Genomic DNA, 18330 nt, shown 5'->3' on the forward strand with positions numbered 1-18330 from the left:
TCCCCACTTCCGTGCCAGGAGTGGGGAGTTCTTTGTGCCACCGGAGCGCTGGGCCCCTAGAGGACGCCCGCCAGGCGCTGGACCCCCTCCGCGAGACGTTCCGGGGCCACCGATGAGAACGCGAGGCGCACATTGCGTGCCCCGGAGGGCTCGGCAGGCGGATTGCCTGCGCGGTGCGCGGCGGCGTCGTCGTAGAACGCGGTGCCCGGCACGAACACCACGCCCGCATCGATGGCCCGGGGAAGTGCTAGCTCAGCATTTCCGGCCCCGCCCTCGGGCAGGGTCAGCCAGGTGAAGAACCCACCCTCCGGAGTCGTCCACTGCGTGCCCTCGGGCATGAACTTCTCGCACGCCTCCAGAACGGATTCGCACCGCTCCTTGTACAGCTTGGAGGTCCTGCGGGTGTGAGGCTCCCACATCCCTTCGCTCATGAACCCGAGAACCAGCCGTTGGGAGAGGACCGACGGACAAATGGTTACGGCCTCACCCGCGATCTGCAGGAACTTGCGGACCCGCGGCGGCGCAACCATCCAGCCGACGCGCACCCCCGGTGAGAAAACCTTCGAGAAACTACCGAGGTAGATGACGGCTTCGGGATCGTACGAATGCAGGGACCGATGACGCTCCCCGTCGAATCCGAGCTGACCATAGGGGTTGTCCTCAACCACCAGGACGTCGTTCTCACGGCACACACGGACGAGTTCTGCACGGCGCTCGTCAGCGAGCGTCACACCGGTGGGGTTCTGGTAATTGGGGATCGTGTAGAGGAATTTGACCTTTTTTCCCTCGGACTTGAGGCGTGTGATCTTCTCCTCGACCTCTGCCGGGTCCAGACCCTGATCGTCCATCTCTACCTGCTGGACCTCGACCTCGTAGCCTTCGAATACCCCGAGGGCGCCAGTATAGGTGGGCCCTTCCGCCAGAATGACGTCGCCCGGGTCCGTGAACAGCTTGGTCACGAGGTCGAGCCCCATCTGTGAGCCCGCGGTCATCTGGATCTCGTCCAGCTTGGGGTGGGAGCCTTCCGACTCCATGAACTCACACACGAGCTCTGCCAGTTCTTCCAAACCGGCGCCCGAGCCGTACTGCAGGACCTCGAGGCCCTCCTCGGAGATGATCTTGGAAGCCATCTCACCCAAACGGTCCAATGGAAGGAGTTCGAGGTCCGGGTTGCCACCGGCCAAAGAGATGATGCCCGGACGCATCGAGACCTCGAAGACGTCACGCACGGGCGAGGGACGGAAGCCCGCAGCCCTCGAGGCAAAACCTTGCATGAGACGCGCGTCCGCGCCGGTTGCTCCGGACATGAGTTCCTGAATGCTGACCACTTAAGTCTCCTTTGATTCGAGTGGAGGTCGAGGACCTGGTCTGGTGGGGTCGTCGCGTGCGGACACCACGGCTGAGGGGCACGCCCGGGACCCGTGTGGGGCCGCACCCGGCGTCCGTGCCGGGTACGGCTCCTGCCTATGCCCCGTACGTGTTCTTGGCCTCGCCGTATGCGGGGCCATCTGCCGACGCGTTCTTGCCCAGGGCCATCAGGCTGATGAATTCGTACACAATATGTGCCGCGGCTATACCGGTCAGTTCCGCGTGATCGTAAGCAGGGGCCACTTCCACGACCTCGGCGCCGACCACGTCCAGTCCGCGCAGGCCACGGACGATCTCGAGGATCTCGCGGCTCGTCGCGCCACCGGCTTCCGGGGTCCCGGTCCCCGGAGCATGAGCCGGGTCCAGCACGTCGATGTCCAGGGAAATATACAACGGACGGTCACCCACGCGCTTTCGGAGCAACTCGACGACCCTGTCGACGCCGAGGCGGTAGATATCGGCGGATGAGACAATGCCGAAACCGAAGCGGGCGTCGTCGTCGAGATCCTCCGTTCCGTACAGCGGACCCCGGGTGCCTACGTGGCAGAGCGCATCCGTATCGATGAGATTTTCCTCGAAAGCACGGCGGAATGGGGTTCCGTGGGTGTATTCGGCACCGAAGTAGGTATCCCACGTATCCAAATGCGCGTCAAAGTGCAGCAGAGCTACCGGCCCATGCTGTCGGTGCATGTTCCGCAGGTTGGGCAGCGCAATGGTGTGGTCACCGCCGATCGTAACGAGCTTGGTACCGTCCTTGGTCAGCTCGTGAGCGCCCGCGTCCATCGCCTCAAGGGCTTCCTCGATGTTGAAGGGATTGCCGATGATGTCACCCGCGTCAGCGACCTGGGTGTTCTTGAACGGGGAAACGTTCTGCGCAGGGTTGAAGGGACGCAAGAGACGGGAGGACTCGCGAACGTGATTCGAACCGAAACGCGCACCCGGGCGGTACGAGACCCCGGTGTCCCACGGCATGCCGGCGACGACGACGTCCGCCTTGTTCACCTCGTCCAATCGGGGCAACCGAGCGAAGGTTCCGTTACCGGCCCAGCGCGGGACCTGGGCGGCGTTGACGGGACCCACGTACTCGCGACCGTTCGCATCGGTTTCGATAATGCGCTCGGGGTCCGCCGAGAAACTCGGCTGAATCTTGGGATCGTTTTTGCTGCTCACGTGTGTCCTCCCGGGAAGTCGTACTGGGCTTGTTTCCCATTGTGCAACAAAAGTTGCTTTTGTGCACTGGGGCATACTCGTCACGCCCCGCCCGCAAAACGATCCGCCTAGACGTAGCGACGAGCCGCCTGAATCGCTTGCTTGACGTACCCACCGCCGAACAATGCCGCATGGAGCAGGATCAAATGAAGCTGATGCAAGTCCACGCGTTCCTGCCACCCCGCCTCCAGCGGATGGACCTCTTCATAGCCTTCGAGAATGTCGCGCAGATGCGGGGCTCCGAACATCGCCAATGCGGCCAGGTCGTCCTCGCGGTGCCCGCCATATGTCGTCGGATCGATCAGCACGGCTTCGTCACTGGTCCAGAGCACATTGCCCGCCCACAGATCGCCGTGCAGACGGGACGGCGCATCACCGTCGTCGAAAACTCCGTCACGCAACCGCTCACACAGCTGACCGAACAGTCGTCGCTCGTCGCTGGAGAAGCCTTTGACCTCCCGAACCAGCGGCGCAATCCTCAACTGGGCGAACATCGCTCCCCATGATTCGAATTCACCGAGGGGCAAGGCCAGTTGCTGGCTCGCAGGACCTTGGTATCCGTCGCCCTCCCACCCTGGAGGACCCGCTCCCCATGCCGGGGCACCGGCGTCGTGCATCGTGGCAAGACCCTGGCCGAATGCCCGCGCGGCCGCCTTGGACGGAGAGGATTCCCGTATCAGTTCGAGCCGGAGGCCATCCTCGGCCACACCGACGACGCGACAAATGCGCGCACCCCCATCGCCTTCCGCATCGGTTAGCCATTCCAAGCCGGATTTTTCCCAGTCAGCAGGTCTGCCGGTCGTGTGCTTGGTGAAAAACTCCATACCTCATGATCCACCAACGCACCGCCAGCCCAAAAGGGGGTCGGCGTTAACCGGCACGCCACTTTTCTCTGCCACTATGGATTCGTGAGTTTCTTGATCGCCCATCGCGGGCACTCCGAGAAGGCCCCCGAAAACACTATGGCCGCGTTCCGGGCGGCCGCGGACGCCGGTTTCCAGTGGGTTGAGACGGATGCCGACATGCTGGTTGACGGGACCATTGTGCTCATCCACGATTCGTCCTTCAAACGCACTGGTAAAGTCGCGACCCGTGTGAGCGAATCGCAGATTGAAGATCTGGCAGAGATCGACGTAGGTCGCTGGTTCTCCCCGAACTTCGCGGACACTCGCGTTCCCACCCTCAGAGACCTGGTGGATCTCATGAACAACACCGGCCTGAACATGAATCTGGAGCTCAAGCTCACCGACCCCAGCCCTGAACGGGTCGACACCTACATTCATGCGATCGCCCGGGAGCTTGAGCGCGTCAAACCTCGTGACGAGGAACCGCGCGTCATCGTTTCCTCCTTCAATCACCCCCTCCTCACGGCACTCCACCTCGTGGCGCCCCGCCTTCGTTTGGCCTGCCTCTTCGAGCGGAACCGTTTCACCCTGACGAACCGGCATTCGGGGTGGCGAGAGATCGCCCATTCCATCGGCGCGACGTACGTTCATCCGCACCATCGCGAACTCAACGAACATATCGTCGGATTGATACATGCCGAAGGGCTCGAAATCAACACGTGGACCGTCAACAACCCTGGCCGTGCAGCCGAACTCGCCGGCTGGGGCGTCGACGGAATCTGCACGGATGGCCCCAAAGGGCTCACTCCAATCGAGGCGCCCGCAGCATTGCGGCACGCACCTGCGGCACGCCCCGAGCCGCATCAGTCCGGAAGCGCAAAAGCCCATCCGTGATTATTAAATAAAATTTACATAAATTCACATTTATAGCTTTCGTTGTAAACATATGACGAATTCATTTTCCAGTCTTTGTTGACCACATACTGAGACGTGCATTACATTAGGCTCACCAGGGCCAAAAATAGTTTGGTCCGTAGCTCTATGGAGTTAGTCAATGAAAAAGCCTCAGCACCTTAAGAGAGCAGCTTCAGCACTTGGAATCCTCGGCGCTTCAATCGCTCTGGGCGTTTCCGGCACCCCCGCGTTGGCGGCAACGCAGGCGGATTCGACCAATTACATCGTCGGCGGTCAGGCGACCAATAGCCCTAATATCGTCCAGCTCTCCTTCAACACCGCAGGAGAGTCGGGAACCTTCGGCTGCACCGGCGAAGCCATCAACAGCGAATGGATTCTGACCGCGCGCCACTGCACCGAGGATTCGCAGAACATGAAGGCCTACTACTCGAACGACACGGCCAATCCCGGCAAGGCCTATGGTTCCGATCGAGTGGTCAATTCGCCTTACGGTGACGTCGGCTTGATTCACCTCCAGAGCCCGCACGAGGTCAGCTCGTACGCCCAGCTGGGAAGCGGCTACAGCCCCAAGTCGGGCGACCAAGGCAATATCTTCGGGTACGGTCTCCGTGCCAACCAGGGACGAGCTGACTGGCTGTACACCGCGAGCGTGAACGTCTTGGGCTCGTCGACCGATGCCTTCGGCGGCAAGGCAGTACACGTCCGCGGTTCGAGCGGAGCCTCCAATCACGGCGACTCGGGTGGTCCGCTGGTCATCAACGGCCAGATCGTCGCCGTGTGCTCGACCGGCGACTCCGCAGATCCCGGCGCAGACACCCAGGCCGGCAGCAATTACGCCAACCTGACCGATCACCGCAACTGGATCAGCCAGCAGACCGGGGTCTAATCCAGCATTTCGACGGACACCACTTCGCGCGGCGACAACCCCTTCACATCCGGGCGTTGTCGTCGCGCGAATACTTTCGGCCCATCGAGAATTCTCAGGGCACAGAAGAATTTCGATATCTTGAGGAAATCTCGGCACTTCTTTTCAAATCGGAAGGATTGATCGGCGCCCGTCGAAATATGAAATACCCCGAGAATCTCTACTTATTCACCAAAACCCAGAGGACCTCCGCCGGCCCGCCACCGGTATTGCGCCATGAATGAGGCTCCCGACCGCTCAGGGTCACGGAATCTCCGGGGCCCAGCTCAAGCTCCCCGGCGCTGGTCCTCAGCACGAATTCACCCGAGATGACGTGCAGAACCTCGGTCTCGCATTCCACGGTGTACAGGGCGTCTTCGCCGGTTCCCCCGGGTTCGATACTCGCCCGGATGACTTGGACCTTCTCGAGGTTCGGACCGGACACGAGTCGCTCGTGGATTCCCGCCCCGCCGAGGTCCACCTCGGGTGCCTCCTCCAGACGAATGACCTGGGTATCGGGCTCCTCGAAGAGATCACCGACGTTCACACGGAGGGCTCTGCACAACTTGACGAGCGACGCGACGGAGGGCGAGGTCTGGTCTCGCTCGACACGACTGATGAACCCCTTGGTCAGGTCCGTCGCTGTTGCCAGCTGCTCAATCGTCATGTGCTGTCGCAACCGGTGATTGCGAAGCCGTGACCCCAGTTCAGGCGATCTCTCCAGTTGCTGAACGGGCAACGCCTTCATCGCTCGATCCTTTCATTGGCCTCTATGCATGGTATCGATAGAGACCATGAATTGCGCATCACATCAGGATTGGAACCGTTCTTGAACCTCCTCATCATTCTTCTGTACCTGGCCGCGATGGTTCTTATCGGCTGGTACGGCAAACGCCGCGCCAAGAGCACAGAAGACTATCGCGTGGCCGGACGTCGGCTGGGATATCTCTTCTTCACCGGGACGATGTCCGCCGTCGTCCTGGGCGGAGCCGCAACGATCGGCGGCGTCGGACTCGGATACACTTACGGCATTTCCGGGATGTGGATGGTTGCCGCCATCGCGGTCGGCGTCATGGTGCTCTCCCTGGCTTTTGCCGGACGCCTTCAGAAGCTGGGCGTGTACACGGTGTCCCAAATGCTCGGCCTTCGTTACGGCGGCCGGGCCGTCAAAGCATCGTCGGTGGTCATGCTCGGGTACACCGTGATGCTCGCCGTAACCTCAACCTCCGCCTACGCGTCGATCTTCAAGGTCCTGTTCAATATGGACCGGCCCTGGGGCATCGTGATCGGGTCCGTGGTTGTCATCGGGTATTCGATTCTGGGCGGAATGTGGTCCATCACCCTGACCGACCTGATGCAGTTCCTGATCATGACGGTCGGCATGTTCTTTCTACTCCTCCCGTTCTCTCTTCACTCGGCCGGCGGCTGGTCCGGTCTGCACGCACGCCTCGACTCGGAGTTCTTCGACCCCGGAGCCATGGGTGCACAATCCATCATCACGATGTTCGTCGTCTACACCTTGGGCCTGCTGGTCGGGCAGGATATTTGGCAGCGCGTCTTCACGTCCCGCACCCCTCACGTCGCGCGGTGGGGCGGATTCGCTGCGGGCCTCTACACACTTTTGTACGGCATCGCAGGTGCGATCATCGGCATGGCCGCCGCCGTGGTTCTTCCGGATCTCGAGGTATCCGATGACGCCTTCGCGGCCCTCGCACAGGATTATCTCCCCGCCGGCCTGGGTGGCGTGGTACTTGCTGCCGGCGTCGCCGCAATGATGTCCACGGCCTCGGGAGCGCTGATCGCTTCGGCCACGGTTGCGAGGGTCGACGTCGTACCGTTGCTTTCCCGCGCATTCACGCGGCCCATGCCTCAGGTGCACGAGGGATCGAGTGCTTCCGGAACCGAGAATCCCGACGAATCGGGCGCAAGCATGAAACTCGACAGGCTGTACGTGCTGATCATCGGAGTGTTCGTCACTGTCATCGCGATGATCGTCCCCAGTGTGGTCACAGCGTTGACGATCGCATACGACATCCTCGTCGGCGGACTCTTGGTTGCGATCCTCGGCGGGCTCTTCTGGAAACGCGGGACAGGACCCGGAGCCGCCAGTTCGATGCTGGTGGGCGCGATCAGTGTCCTGGTATCCATGGCATTCTTCGGTGTCGCCGCAAACGAGCCCATCTACGTCGGCCTGGTCCTGTCCCTGATCGTCTACGTCGCGGTTTCGCTCTCGACGCCGCGCACCGATTCGACGACACTGGGTGAATGGCAGGCTCGGCTCGAAGGATCCCGCAAGTAGCAGGCCCGAATTCCGAAAGGGCCCGGTTTTCCGACGAGCGAGTTGCCGGGTCCCCAAAAAGTTTCATATATGTATATTCTGGTTGCGCGTCAGGATACTTTTGTAGTGAACCCACAACCCCATCCGCTGCAGCGCCGCGGCGAAGAGGAGGAGCATCATGAGCGAGCAGGCCGCACGGGAAGCCCCCGTTCAGACCGAACAGCGTCACAACGCGGGTTATGCCATTCTGGCTACTTTGCGGAATTACGGTATCGACACGGTTTTCGGCATCCCTGGCACCCACAACCTTGAGTTCTATCGACACCTCGACGAACTCGACATCAAGCCCGTGACCACCCGTCACGAGCAAGGCGCCTCGTACGGCGCCGACGGATGGTCGCTGACCAAGGGGCTTCCCGGCGTTGTCATCACGACGTCGGGTCCGGGCCTGCTCAATTCGCTCTCGGGTGCGGCCACGGCATATGCCGAATCCCGCCCGATGATCATCCTGTCCCCCGGTCGGCCTCGCGGAACCGAATTCCGCGACATCGGATCCCTGCACGAGACCAAGAACCCCACCGGAGCCGTGGACTCGATCATCGGACTGTCCCGCCGCGTCAGCTCGGCCTCCGAGGCGGTAGAGATGATCCACAACGCGTTCGTCTCCTTCAAACACTCCCGCCCGCGGCCGATCCACATCGAGGTTCCCCTGGACGTTCTCGAGGAGACCGGAGGTTTCACCGAGGAAGAGCTCCAGGCCCGCCCCCTCGGCTCCTTCCAGCCGGCTCAGCCGCACGACATCGCCCGCGCCGCGAACATGCTGGCCGCAGCAGAGAAACCGATCATCGTTGCCGGTGGTGGTTCGGTCGCAGCGCACGAAGCAGTTCTGGAGCTGGCCGAGCTGCTCGAGGCGCCGGTGATCACCTCGACCAACGGCAAGGGCGCGATCCCTGAGCGGCACCGACTGTCCCTCGGCGCGGACCTGCGCCTGAGCACCGCCCACGAGTTCTGCCGCAAGGCCGATGCGATGCTGATCATCGGTTCGAAAATCGGCGAGGCCGAGCTCTGGGGTGGCGACATCCGTCCGAAAGGCCCGATCATCCGCGTGGACATCGAGCGCCAGCAGATGCTGACCAACATCACCCCGGACCTCGAACTCCCGGGCAACTCGGTCGCCGTGGTCCCTCAGCTGGTCTCCGCGCTCAAGGCCGAAGGCGTGGACCCTGGCTCGCGCCCGGCGCCGGATTTGACCAAGGTCTTCGAAAAGCTCGACGAGGAAGGCCGCTCGATTGCCCCGGAGCTCGCCAAGATCAACGAAATCATCATGAGCGTGCTGCCGGACAACGCCATCGTTGGTGGCGATTCCTCTCAGGTCACCTACATGGGCACGACGACGTTCTACCGTGCCCCCAAACCCAACTCGCTGTTGTACATGGGCACCTACGCGACACTCGGCTACGGGCTCCCCGCGTCCATCGGCGCTAAGGTAGCCGCCCCGGACCGTCCGGTGATCTGCCTCCTCGGCGACGGCGCACTCATGTTTGCCATCCAGGAAGTCATGACCGCGGTCGAGCAAGAACTGGATTTGCCGATTATCTGCGTGGACAACGGGGGTTACGGAGAAATCCGCGCCAACGAAGAGGACCGGAACATTGCACCCATCGCGGTGGACCTCAAGCAGCCCGACTGGGTCAAGCTCGCGGAAGGTTTTGGCGCCACGGGATTCTCGGCCACCATGGACACGTTGGCCCAGAAGGTCCAGGAAGCGATGAAAACCAAGGGTCCGTCCCTGATCCATCTCACCATCGGCCGGGGTCTGTAATACCGAATCGAGGTTCGGCCGGCCGGGCTTCGGACGGCGCCGTGTGTCGCAGACATGGATTGGTACCGTCTGTTCACGCAGCGCCGTGCCCGGCGGCCGTATCTCCCAGGAGACCACCTGTTTCTGCATAAAGTGGATCCGTGCATAGTCTTCAACGAGCCGCCGCATTCGCCGGCACGGAAATCTTCTCCCCGTTCATCCTCGCCGCCGCGTTGCTCATTGCTGTTCCCGCGAGCGCAGGCCCGGGATGGGCATGGCAGGCGGCCGTGGGCGTCGTTGCCGTCGTCGTGATCCCGTGGGGGCTTTCCCTGTATATGGCGCACACGGGCCAGGTCAGCGATCGGTTCATTTACCACCGGAAACAGCGATACGTGTTCTACGGCCTGTCCCTGATCTCGATCGCCGCGGGCACCACGATTCTTCTGGTTGCCCCTGCTGCGGCTGCCACCAAGAGCATCATCGTGGTGATGCTGCTGGCCGTCCTGGTCATCGCGCTCGTGAATTTTCGGCTCAAAGCCAGCGCGCATGCTGGCATGAGCGCCGTCTTCGGTATGGTTCTCCCCGGCCTGCTGGGGCCGTGGTGGATCATCCTGTCTCTGATCGTTCATGCCACGGTCTGCTGGTCCCGGTGGCACCTCAGAAAACACACCGTTCCGGAGATTCTCGTGGGCTCCGTCATCGGCGTAATTCTCGGAGCGTGCCATCTCTGGTTTGTTTCTTCCCACTGATTCTCCGTTTCTCATGATGGTCACCATTTGCGCGGGTGGCTGACCTGCGGGGAAGCTGAAACCGCTAGAACGGAAGTGCAAGAAAGGGCCACATGTTCGGAGTGCTCGAAGGCTTCGCCATCATTGGGGTCGTTGTCGGCATTGGGTACCTCGTTGAACGGATGGGCATCCTGGGCAAGAACGCCGGGTGGACCCTCAACCGGTTCGCGTTCTTCGTGGCCCTCCCCGCCCTCATGTTCACGACCCTGGCGACCGCTGACCTGCACGTCATCTTCTCTGCCCGGCTTCCGGTGGCCGCCCTGAGCTTCGCTGCAATGGCCGCGGTCTACACATTGATCGCGGGAGTATTCCTCAAACGCGGAGTCGGTCGAGTCACGGTCGGGGCAGTGGGTTCGGCCCTTCTGAATTCCAACAACATGGGCCTTCCCGTGGCGACGTACATTTTCGGTGACCCCACGCAGGTGGCTCCCATCCTGCTCTTTCAGCTCGTTCTCGCGACACCGGTTTGTCTGGCAATTTTCGACGTCGTCGCGAAAGGCAGGGTTTCCGCCCGGGACATTCTGAGCCAGCCGTTTCGCAATCCCATCATTATCGGATCGGTCCTTGGGGTCCTCGTGAATGCGCTGGGGGTCCCCGTGCCCAATGTGATCAACGAGCCCTTGGGACTCGTCGGCGGCGCGGGAATCCCGCTGATTCTGGTGGCCTTCGGAATGTCCTTGCGTGGAAATCGCCCGCTCGCGGTCGAGGGTCAGAAGACTGAAACTCTGCTTGCGGTCGGCCTCAAAGTCGTGGCCATGCCCATCGCGGCTTTCCTTCTGGGACAGTACGTTTTCCATTTGGCCCCTCACGACCTGTTCGCGGCCACGGCCCTCGCCGGGTTGCCGACGGCTCAGAACCTCTTCAGCTTCTCGTCCCGATACAACCAGAGCATCTCTCTGGCGAGGGACATCGTGTTGCTTTCAACAATCGCAGCTGTACCGGCACTGTTCGTGATTGCCGCGATCATGGCCTAGCCCCAGAGGGTTCCGAACATCAGACCCGCGGCCGCCGCGCCGGTCGCCAGGAACACCATTCCAAATGCGTTGATCAGTGCCGCGCCCCAGCGACGTTCCTGGACGAGCCGAAAGGTCTCGACGCTCGCGGTGGAGAACGTCGTATAACCGCCCATGAAGCCGGCGCCGACCGTGATCTGGACTTCCGACGAGATCGTTTGGGCCATGAGCAATCCCGCGAGGAATCCGAGCAGAAGCGAGCCCGAAAGGTTGATGAGGTTCGTCGCCCACGGCATGGTACTGCCGAGCACTGATCTGAGCACTCCGTCGAGAAACATCCGGACTGCGGCGCCCGCTCCGCCCGCGAGCGCCACGCCCAGGAACAACCAGTCGATCATGCCGGGGTCTCCTCGTCGTCGAGATCCGCTGCCACGACCGCTGGTCCGACGGTCCGGGCCGCCAGGAGAATCCCGGCTCCGGACGCGACGACGCCGGCGACCACGCTGAGCACTGCGTAGCCGGTTCCGGCCCAAATGTGGCCGGAACCGAGGAGCCCGGTTACGTTCGTGGCCAACGTGCTGTACGTCGTGAAGCCCCCGAGGATTCCGGTTCCTATAAGGACGCGCGCGGTGCGCCGTCCCCCGACGTCCGCTCCCCGACGAGCAAGGGCCTCCAACACATATCCGAGGAACAACGCTCCGACGACGTTGATCGCGAGAATGGCCCCGAGGGCGCTTCCCGAGCCCGGAAAGAACAGTGTCAGCGCGTACCGAAGGCTCGTCCCAACGGCACCGCCGAGGAACGCGAGGCCCAGGAAGGCCGGCCGGAGGTGCACCGGCCGAGCTTTTTTCGTGGGCCCGCCGGCAATGCCATGGTTACTCTGTGACACGTTGATGTACCTCGACGTTGTTCGTGATGGACCATGCTTTCTCTCGGCACGGTCGAAGAATCCCGTGCTCTATCCACGATCAGATCGAGCTGTCTCGGATCGATGCCGACGACGATCGCGGAGCTGCGCAGACTCATCTCATCTCACCACCGGCAGTATTGGCATCGGCCCGTTTGTCGGTGGGGGTCTTTCGAGGATTCATGGGGCACCTACCTTTCAGCTGCGGCACGTCATCGGAAGACATACCGAATCGACTCAGGTAGGGACTGTTGTCGCGCCTTCGAATCCGAGTGCATCCGATTCGAAGAACCGCAAAGTTGGGCAACGGCGAGCCCCACCGCCGTGACGGAACCTGTCCGTCCAGTGGTTTTCAAAATATGTCGGTCCCCATGACATGTCAATGCAGAAACATTCCCCTTGCGCGATCGGCCCGACACGCCTACCGTACAACTTGTATCTATGTTGCGCTTATGTTGATCCGGAACGGTAACCGAAGGAACCGAATTTGGCACAGAATGCCTCACAACGCCGCCCCGAACAGGCAAGTCCGGCCTCGGCCACACCCGCCAGCGATCTCGTGTATCGAGAGGTCAAGGCCCGCATTCTCGACCATCGCCTGGAGGGCGGGTCCCTCATCAGCGAAGGGGAGATCGCAACAGATCTGAAGGTCAGCCGCACACCGGTCCGGGAAGGCTTTATACGCCTCCAAGCCGAGGGATGGATGACGCTGTACCCCAAACGTGGTGCGCTCATCCGTCAGGCAGGGCCAAACGAAGTACGGGACGTAATCGAGGCAAGGATCGTCGTCGAGTCCCATGCGGTCGAGTCCATAGCGGCTTCGGACCGTGGTGGGGAAGTTGCTGCCGAATTGAGCGAACTCATCGGCCACCAGAGCGAGGCGCTGGCAGCCCACAACGACGAGGACTTCGCAAAAATCGATGCGGACTTCCATCAGTGCATCGTGGCTCGGGCAGGCAACAGCCTTTTCATCGACTTCTTCGAGAACCTCAAGGACCGCCAGCGCCGCATGTCCACGCGGGCGATTTGGAAGTCGAACGAGCAAGCCGAAGCCGTCCTGGCTCACCATCGCGAGCTCGCCGAACTCATTGCCCGGGATGACTCCGCCCTATTCCGGGAGCGCCTCGGAGCCCATCTCCACGAGATCCACGAGCGCTTCTTGTCCTGAATTCCACCACCATCACCAACCGCACGCCATCCGACGTTCGGATTCATCCCGAAAGGAACCTCTTGCTTCCTCAGAAGCGCCTTGTCCCACCGTGGTTACTCGCCGCAGTATCTCTCTTCGCCGTCGCGTGGGGAGGCAATCAGTTCACCCCTCTGCTCGTGATGTACAAGGACCTCGACGGCCTGACCACGGGGGCAGTGGATGTCCTTCTCGGGGCGTATGTTCTCGGCATCATCCCTGCCCTTCTCATCGGTGGGCCGCTTTCTGACCGGTTTGGGCGACGCCCGCTCATGATCCCGGCTCCCGCATTTGCCCTGATCGCCTCGATCCTGTTGGCGGTTGGTTCTGCATCCCCGACGGTTCTTTTCATCGGACGGATCTTCTCCGGCCTCGGGCTGGGCTTGGGCATGGTGGTCGGCGGGTCGTGGATCAAGGAGCTGTCGGTTGCACCTTATGATTCCGCAGCGGACCACGCGGCCGGCGCACGCCGAGCCTCAATGTCCCTGACGGCAGGATTCGGTTTGGGCGCCGCCGTGGCTGCGGCCCTCGCGCAGTTCGGCCCTATGCCGGCCGAACTGCCGTACATCGTGCACATGGCAGTGGCCGTGGCCGGCCTCGTTGCCGTGATGCGCGCCCCTGAAACCCACAGTCGGCAACTCGAACCAGCCCGGCTCATCGATGACCTGCGCATACCCACCGCGAAGCACCGTCGGTTCCTGTGGGTTGTGGTTCCCATGGCGCCTTGGGTCTTCGGATGTGCGGGCAGCGCGTACGCGGTCTTGCCCAGCGTGTTGGGAACACGGACCCAGGGGTTCGACATCGGCTTCTCGGGCCTTCTGTGCATGGTCGGTTTGGGGTGCGGCCTCGCATTGCAGCAGCTCGGCAAGCGATTCGACGACGTCGGGTCGGCTCGGGCCATCGTCATAGCCCTCGGGGTCACGGTTCCGGCGATGGTTTGCGCGGCCTGGGCCTCGCACACCGTCAGCCCTTGGCTCGCGACGTTGGCGGCCGCCCTGCTCGGCAGCTCATACGGACTGCTACTGGTCTCTGGTCTTCAAGAGGTCCAGCGCATTGCGGGCCCCAAGGATCTCGCCGGACTCACCGCAGTCTATTACTCGCTGACTTACCTCGGATTCTTCGTCCCGGCCGCATTGGCAATTCTCAATTCCTGGATCACCTACCAGGTCATGTTCGTCGGAGGTGGCGCAATCGCGCTGCTGTGTCTGGCCCTGGTGGCGACGTTCTATCGCAAGCATCTTCCCCAGACTGCTTGATATAGCTCCGGCGACGGTCCCACGGCCCGGAATGCACATCGCCACCTGCACTCGAGCACTCACGAGTCGTTCGGGTGCATGCGGCGAAGTGCGTACGAGACGAACTAGGCGTTCATCGCATTGCGATACTCCCCGGCACCACGCAAGGCCTCGAGGTTATGACCGATGAGGTCCTCCGGATCGACCGGGCGGCCGCCCGCCGAGTGAGGAGTGATAATGAGGTTCGGGGCATCCCACAGCGGACTGTCCGAGCCGAGGGGCTCTTGTGAGGCCACGTCAATGGCCGCTCCGGCAATCTGTCCGTCATATAGAGCGCCGATGAGCCCGTCTTCGTCGACCGTTGAGCCACGGCCGACGTTAATCACGAATGCGCTGTCCGGTAGCGTTCGCAGAACCTCGGCGTCGAGAGCGTGATTGGTTGCTTCCGCATTCGGGAGGATCATCACGAGCACGTCCGTCCGGGCCAGGAGTTCGTCCTTCTCCTCCGTCGCGACGACGTTGTAGCCGTCGCGCTGACCGGTCGAACGCGCAATACCCGAGACTTTGGCGCCAAGGGCCGAGTACAAAGGCGCCAGCGTCGAACCGATCGAGCCGAAACCCCAGATCGTGACCTGAGCGCCGAGGAGGGTCGTAATGGGACCTTCGGCGGGGTGAAGCGGCTGCGGGCCGCCCAGCTCCGAGGCCCAGTGATGATCCCGGTGATGCTCGCCGAGCGTGGGCAAGGACCTCACCAGCGCGAGGGTCAAAGCCAATGCGTGCTCGGATACCGTCTTGTCATGCAACCCGATGCCGGAGCAGATCACCGCGTCCTCCGGGAAGCCTGCTTTCTGGACCTTCTCCGGACCGGCCAGGAGCGCCTGGATCAAACGGAGATTGGTCATGCGTCGCGCGGAATCGGCGAGTTGGTCGTCGGTATTGGACCAGACCACCATGACCTCGGCGTCGACGTGTTCTTCCGGAATGGGCGATGTGGGATCGTAGACGGCGACGTCGTCGTCCTCCCCCAAAGGCAATTTGCCCTGGTCGATCTCGACCGAGGTGGGCAGCAGAATCTTCACGGTTTCTCCTTCGGCGGTACGGTCCTCCCAGCTTACGAGACGCATGCCACGGTTCTCACATGGACCTTAACCCAACGTCCGATGAAGGCGGGCGAGCGAGGTCGCGATGCCTCGTCGATTGCGCGCGAAGGAGCCGTTCAGCCTGAATATCCCCGCCAAAGGTAGACCCAGGAACCTCGCGGGACTTGCATCGAAGGTTTCCCGAACCAGTGTGCCCTCGTCGATGGACTCCATTTCCCAAGTCCAGGTGTGGCCGGTCGGCATCCGCCAGGCGAAGGCGCGGTTGGGCTCGGCACGGGTCACCGTCAGGCTAATGCGATACGGAATCCCGTACAGGCGCATGAACTGGGTGACGCGGTCCCCCACGCTGGGACGCTCCGGCCCCGAAATCTGCCGCTGAACCGTTCCTGATCCGTCGAGCTCACAGTGACGGAATGGATCCGAAACGAGCGCATAGACGGATTCGGGAGATGTCTCGGACAGAATGGTCTCTGCCGCGATGACTTCTGCAGGGCTGTCCAGGAAACGCACGAGGGAATTGCTCATGCAGCCCATTCTCGCATCACCGGGGTGTGTCACCATGGGTAGTGCAAGCAACACTTACCGTGGAGGTGCCCCGTTGATTTCCATCATCGTCAAATTCCAGGTCAAGCCGGAATCCGCAGACTCATTCACTGACATCACGCGCGAATTCACCGAGGCGACTCGGGCCGAGCCCGGCAACAAGTGGTTCGAGTGGTCCCGAAGCATCGAGAATCCGAACGAGTACGTGCTGCTCGAAGCATTCGACGACGATGCCGCTTCGGATCACGTCAACAGCGACCACTTCAAGAAAGGTTTGGAGTCCATGCGTCCGCACCTCGTGGAGACGCCGAAGATTCTTTCCCGCCAGGTCGAAGGAGATGGGTGGGACCGCATGGGCGAATTGCAGATCGAGCAGTGAACGACGTCCCTTCGCAGACGGAAGACCTTCCCCAGGACGCCGGATATGCGCACGGCTCGGTCCAGCTCGCCGTCTCGACCGTGATTCTCGCGATGCGACGCGAGGCGAAAGACGAGCCCCACTCGTTGTGGTTACCGCTGGTCCGGCGTCTGCGGGAACCTTTCAAAGGCAGGTTCGCTCTTCCCGGTGGGCCGCTGTCCCCGGACCTCTCATTGGAGATGTCGGCGGCGTCGACCCTCAAGAGAGCGACCGGTTTGGTGCCCGGCTACCTCGAGCAGCTGTACGCTTTCGGACGCGTCCATCGACTACCCGGCCCGGAGGACGACTACGACGACGTCGAGCCGCCTAGCGAGCGCGTGGTTTCGGTCGTGTACTGGGCGTCGATCCCCGCCAATGAGGTTGCCCACTCCCGAGTCCACGAGAATATTCAGTGGATGCGAGCCGACGACCTGCCCCGTTTGGCTTTCGATCACAACGAGATCGTTGATTATGCCCTGTACCGGCTGAAGAATAAGGTCGAGTACTCACGGATCGCTCACTCGTTCCTCGGCGAGGAATTCACCTTGGCCGAGTTGCGCGAGGTATACGAAGCCATCCTGCGGCGCCCTCTGGATCCCGCGAATTTCAGACGCCAGATTGCGGCCTCGAAATCCATCATCGACACGGGCAAACGGGTCGAAGGGACCAGGCACCGACCACCGCGCCTGTTCCGCTACGACCACACTCAGGCTTTTGCGGATCAGGGGCCCCTCGGTATGTACCGCGCGGCCGCGCACGACGCCGCGATGCGTCAGGATGAGAATCCGTAAGGGTACCCTCCGATTTTCACGCTGTGTCCCGCAACCCGCGGACTCGCGGCGCACGGATGGTTGACTCTTCAGCTTTCCCGACCGAACCCGGAAACCAATTCCCACTCCCCGATAACGCGTATTCCGCGTCCAATACTCTTCCTGATTGACTTCGGATGTGACCCACACCATAGGTCTCATTATCGATACTCAATGAGGAGAAGTCATGAGCACACAGGACACCGCGTCAGGGGATCTCTCAACAGTCGAAGCGGCTCGCCGGCATGCACCCGTTGGACAGCGCGTCGCTATCGTTACGGGATCTGCGCGAGGAATCGGGGAGAGCATCGCCCAAAGATTGGGGCGGGACGGACTGCACGTCGTCGTGGCAGATCTACCTTCCATGCAGGAGGGCATCGACTCGACGGTCGAGTCGATCAACTCGGCCGGCGGCACCGCGACGGGCACGACCGTCGATGTTTCCGACGAAGACTCGGTCGCGGATCTCATTTCCACCGCAGTCAAGGCGGGAGGACATGTGGATGTCTTCGTCGCGAACGCCGGGATCGCCCAGGTGCAGGAATTGCTGGAATACGACGCCGCGGACTTCCAAAAAATCCTGGACGTCAACATCAAAGGGGTTTTCAACTCCTACCGCCAGGCCGCGCGCCAGATGGTGCACCAGGGACACGGAGGCAAGATCATCGGCGCAGCCTCGATCGTGGCTTTCCGACCATTTGCATATTTGGGGCCGTATTCGCTGACCAAATGGGCGGTCCGCGGACTCACTCAGGCCGCTGCGATGGAGTGGGCCGAACATGGAATCACGGTCAATGCGTATGGTCCGGGCATCGTCGGCACGGCCATGTGGGACTTGATCGATGAGAAACTCGCGGCCAAACACGGTCAGCAGCGAGGTGAAGCCCTGGCCGAAAACGCCGAATCGATCCAGTTGGGCCGCGTTTCCGTTCCCGACGACATCGCCCGCCTGGTCTCATACCTCGCTGGAGAGGACTCTGACTACATAACCGGGCAAACGATGCTGGTGGATGGCGGTATCCAATTCAGCTAAGGGATGACAACGCCGGCCTCCGGCCTGCGGGTCGTCAAAAACGGCCCCGATTGACCAGT

At 61.9% G+C, this 18330-nt stretch carries 19 protein-coding genes; 11 read left to right on the plus strand and 8 right to left on the minus strand.

Annotation, left to right across the window (positions count from 1 at the left end):
* Positions 1-56: 56 nt before the first annotated feature.
* From sake_RS11945 to sake_RS11955, 3 genes are all read right to left on the minus strand, one after another.
* Entirely contained in the window at positions 57-1328 is a 1272-nt protein-coding gene (locus sake_RS11945; RefSeq protein WP_238147681.1) for a PLP-dependent aminotransferase family protein, read from the minus strand.
* 136 nt (positions 1329-1464) lie between these two features.
* Entirely contained in the window at positions 1465-2538 is a 1074-nt protein-coding gene (speB, locus tag sake_RS11950; protein WP_371811896.1) for an agmatinase, read from the minus strand.
* A gap of 107 nt (positions 2539-2645) precedes the next feature.
* Positions 2646-3401 carry a fructosamine kinase family protein gene (locus tag sake_RS11955; protein ID WP_129360286.1) on the minus strand — a complete coding sequence of 252 codons (756 nt, stop codon included), beginning with the start codon at positions 3399-3401 and terminating at the stop codon, positions 2646-2648.
* Between the two features lie 84 nt (positions 3402-3485).
* Here sake_RS11955 and sake_RS11960 point away from each other — a divergent pair, with 84 nt between their 5' ends.
* Entirely contained in the window at positions 3486-4316 is an 831-nt protein-coding gene (locus tag sake_RS11960) for a glycerophosphodiester phosphodiesterase family protein (RefSeq protein ID WP_165001003.1), read from the plus strand.
* 160 nt (positions 4317-4476) lie between these two features.
* Complete coding sequence (locus tag sake_RS11965) at positions 4477-5223, plus strand: trypsin-like serine protease (protein WP_178946132.1); 747 nt, start codon at positions 4477-4479, stop codon at positions 5221-5223.
* Between the two features lie 199 nt (positions 5224-5422).
* Here sake_RS11965 and sake_RS11970 read toward each other — a convergent pair whose 3' ends face one another.
* The gene (locus sake_RS11970) at positions 5423-5989 is read right to left on the minus strand and encodes an XRE family transcriptional regulator (RefSeq protein ID WP_129360283.1); all 567 of its coding nucleotides are present in this window, start codon (positions 5987-5989) and stop codon (positions 5423-5425) included.
* A gap of 117 nt (positions 5990-6106) precedes the next feature.
* On the opposite strand from sake_RS11970, the gene sake_RS11975 reads away from it, so the two are divergent.
* The 4 genes from sake_RS11975 to sake_RS11990 all read left to right on the plus strand — a co-directional run bounded on the left by sake_RS11975 (position 6107) and on the right by sake_RS11990 (position 11082).
* Positions 6107-7540: a sodium:solute symporter gene (locus tag sake_RS11975; protein ID WP_243155781.1), complete on the plus strand. Its 1434-nt coding sequence runs from the start codon at positions 6107-6109 to the stop codon at positions 7538-7540.
* A gap of 157 nt (positions 7541-7697) precedes the next feature.
* A complete protein-coding gene (locus sake_RS11980) occupies positions 7698-9341 on the plus strand; it encodes a thiamine pyrophosphate-binding protein (protein WP_178946134.1) in 1644 nt (547 codons plus the stop codon).
* Between the two features lie 140 nt (positions 9342-9481).
* Positions 9482-10069: a hypothetical protein gene (locus sake_RS11985; protein ID WP_129360281.1), complete on the plus strand. Its 588-nt coding sequence runs from the start codon at positions 9482-9484 to the stop codon at positions 10067-10069.
* A gap of 92 nt (positions 10070-10161) precedes the next feature.
* Complete coding sequence (locus sake_RS11990; protein ID WP_178946135.1) at positions 10162-11082, plus strand: AEC family transporter; 921 nt, start codon at positions 10162-10164, stop codon at positions 11080-11082.
* On the opposite strand, the gene sake_RS11995 is transcribed toward sake_RS11990, so the two are convergent.
* Both sake_RS11995 and sake_RS12000 read right to left on the minus strand, forming a co-directional pair.
* On the minus strand, positions 11079-11459 hold the full coding sequence (locus sake_RS11995) for a CrcB family protein (RefSeq protein ID WP_129360279.1): 381 nt from the start codon (positions 11457-11459) through the stop codon (positions 11079-11081). The genes sake_RS11990 and sake_RS11995 overlap by 4 nt on opposite strands.
* Complete coding sequence (locus tag sake_RS12000; RefSeq protein ID WP_243155692.1) at positions 11456-11950, minus strand: CrcB family protein; 495 nt, start codon at positions 11948-11950, stop codon at positions 11456-11458. The genes sake_RS11995 and sake_RS12000 overlap by 4 nt, the downstream gene beginning before the upstream one ends.
* Before the next feature lie 505 nt (positions 11951-12455).
* Here sake_RS12000 and sake_RS12005 point away from each other — a divergent pair.
* Positions 12456-13136: a GntR family transcriptional regulator gene (locus sake_RS12005; RefSeq protein WP_178946136.1), complete on the plus strand. Its 681-nt coding sequence runs from the start codon at positions 12456-12458 to the stop codon at positions 13134-13136.
* Positions 13137-13198: 62 nt separating this feature from the next.
* Entirely contained in the window at positions 13199-14410 is a 1212-nt protein-coding gene (locus sake_RS12010) for an MFS transporter (protein ID WP_178946137.1), read from the plus strand.
* A 104-nt stretch (positions 14411-14514) separates the two neighbouring features.
* Here sake_RS12010 and sake_RS12015 read toward each other — a convergent pair whose 3' ends face one another.
* Both sake_RS12015 and sake_RS12020 read right to left on the minus strand, forming a co-directional pair.
* Positions 14515-15513 (minus strand): NAD(P)-dependent oxidoreductase, encoded by a 999-nt coding sequence (locus sake_RS12015; protein ID WP_243155693.1) that lies wholly within the window; start codon positions 15511-15513, stop codon positions 14515-14517.
* A 21-nt stretch (positions 15514-15534) separates the two neighbouring features.
* Positions 15535-16014, minus strand: a complete 480-nt coding sequence (locus sake_RS12020) for an SRPBCC family protein (RefSeq protein WP_178946138.1) — start codon at positions 16012-16014, stop codon at positions 15535-15537.
* A gap of 73 nt (positions 16015-16087) precedes the next feature.
* Here sake_RS12020 and sake_RS12025 point away from each other — a divergent pair, with 73 nt between their 5' ends.
* From sake_RS12025 to sake_RS12035, 3 genes are all read left to right on the plus strand, one after another.
* Positions 16088-16411 (plus strand): putative quinol monooxygenase, encoded by a 324-nt coding sequence (locus tag sake_RS12025; protein ID WP_129360527.1) that lies wholly within the window; start codon positions 16088-16090, stop codon positions 16409-16411.
* Between the two features lie 92 nt (positions 16412-16503).
* The gene (locus sake_RS12030; RefSeq protein WP_238147692.1) at positions 16504-17220 is read left to right on the plus strand and encodes an NUDIX domain-containing protein; all 717 of its coding nucleotides are present in this window, start codon (positions 16504-16506) and stop codon (positions 17218-17220) included.
* A gap of 205 nt (positions 17221-17425) precedes the next feature.
* Positions 17426-18271 (plus strand): SDR family NAD(P)-dependent oxidoreductase, encoded by an 846-nt coding sequence (locus sake_RS12035; protein ID WP_129360274.1) that lies wholly within the window; start codon positions 17426-17428, stop codon positions 18269-18271.
* Positions 18272-18330 lie beyond the last annotated feature (59 nt).

Source organism: Kocuria sp. TGY1127_2 (genome assembly GCF_013394385.1).
In the GTDB taxonomy this organism is placed as follows: domain Bacteria; phylum Actinomycetota; class Actinomycetes; order Actinomycetales; family Micrococcaceae; genus Rothia.

Coding starts and splice junctions, on each gene's coding strand:
- sake_RS11970 (WP_129360283.1), bottom strand. CDS start 5,989: ATGAAGGCGTTGCCCGTTCAGCAACTGGAGAGATCGCCTGAACTGGGG.
- sake_RS11975 (WP_243155781.1), top strand. CDS start 6,107: ATGGTTCTTATCGGCTGGTACGGCAAACGCCGCGCCAAGAGCACAGAA.
- sake_RS12035 (WP_129360274.1), top strand. CDS start 17,426: ATGAGCACACAGGACACCGCGTCAGGGGATCTCTCAACAGTCGAAGCG.
- sake_RS11995 (WP_129360279.1), bottom strand. CDS start 11,459: ATGATCGACTGGTTGTTCCTGGGCGTGGCGCTCGCGGGCGGAGCGGGC.
- sake_RS12030 (WP_238147692.1), top strand. CDS start 16,504: ATGCGACGCGAGGCGAAAGACGAGCCCCACTCGTTGTGGTTACCGCTG.
- sake_RS11980 (WP_178946134.1), top strand. CDS start 7,698: ATGAGCGAGCAGGCCGCACGGGAAGCCCCCGTTCAGACCGAACAGCGT.
- sake_RS11955 (WP_129360286.1), bottom strand. CDS start 3,401: ATGGAGTTTTTCACCAAGCACACGACCGGCAGACCTGCTGACTGGGAA.
- sake_RS12015 (WP_243155693.1), bottom strand. CDS start 15,513: ATGCGTCTCGTAAGCTGGGAGGACCGTACCGCCGAAGGAGAAACCGTG.
- sake_RS12020 (WP_178946138.1), bottom strand. CDS start 16,014: ATGAGCAATTCCCTCGTGCGTTTCCTGGACAGCCCTGCAGAAGTCATC.
- sake_RS11965 (WP_178946132.1), top strand. CDS start 4,477: ATGAAAAAGCCTCAGCACCTTAAGAGAGCAGCTTCAGCACTTGGAATC.
- sake_RS11990 (WP_178946135.1), top strand. CDS start 10,162: ATGTTCGGAGTGCTCGAAGGCTTCGCCATCATTGGGGTCGTTGTCGGC.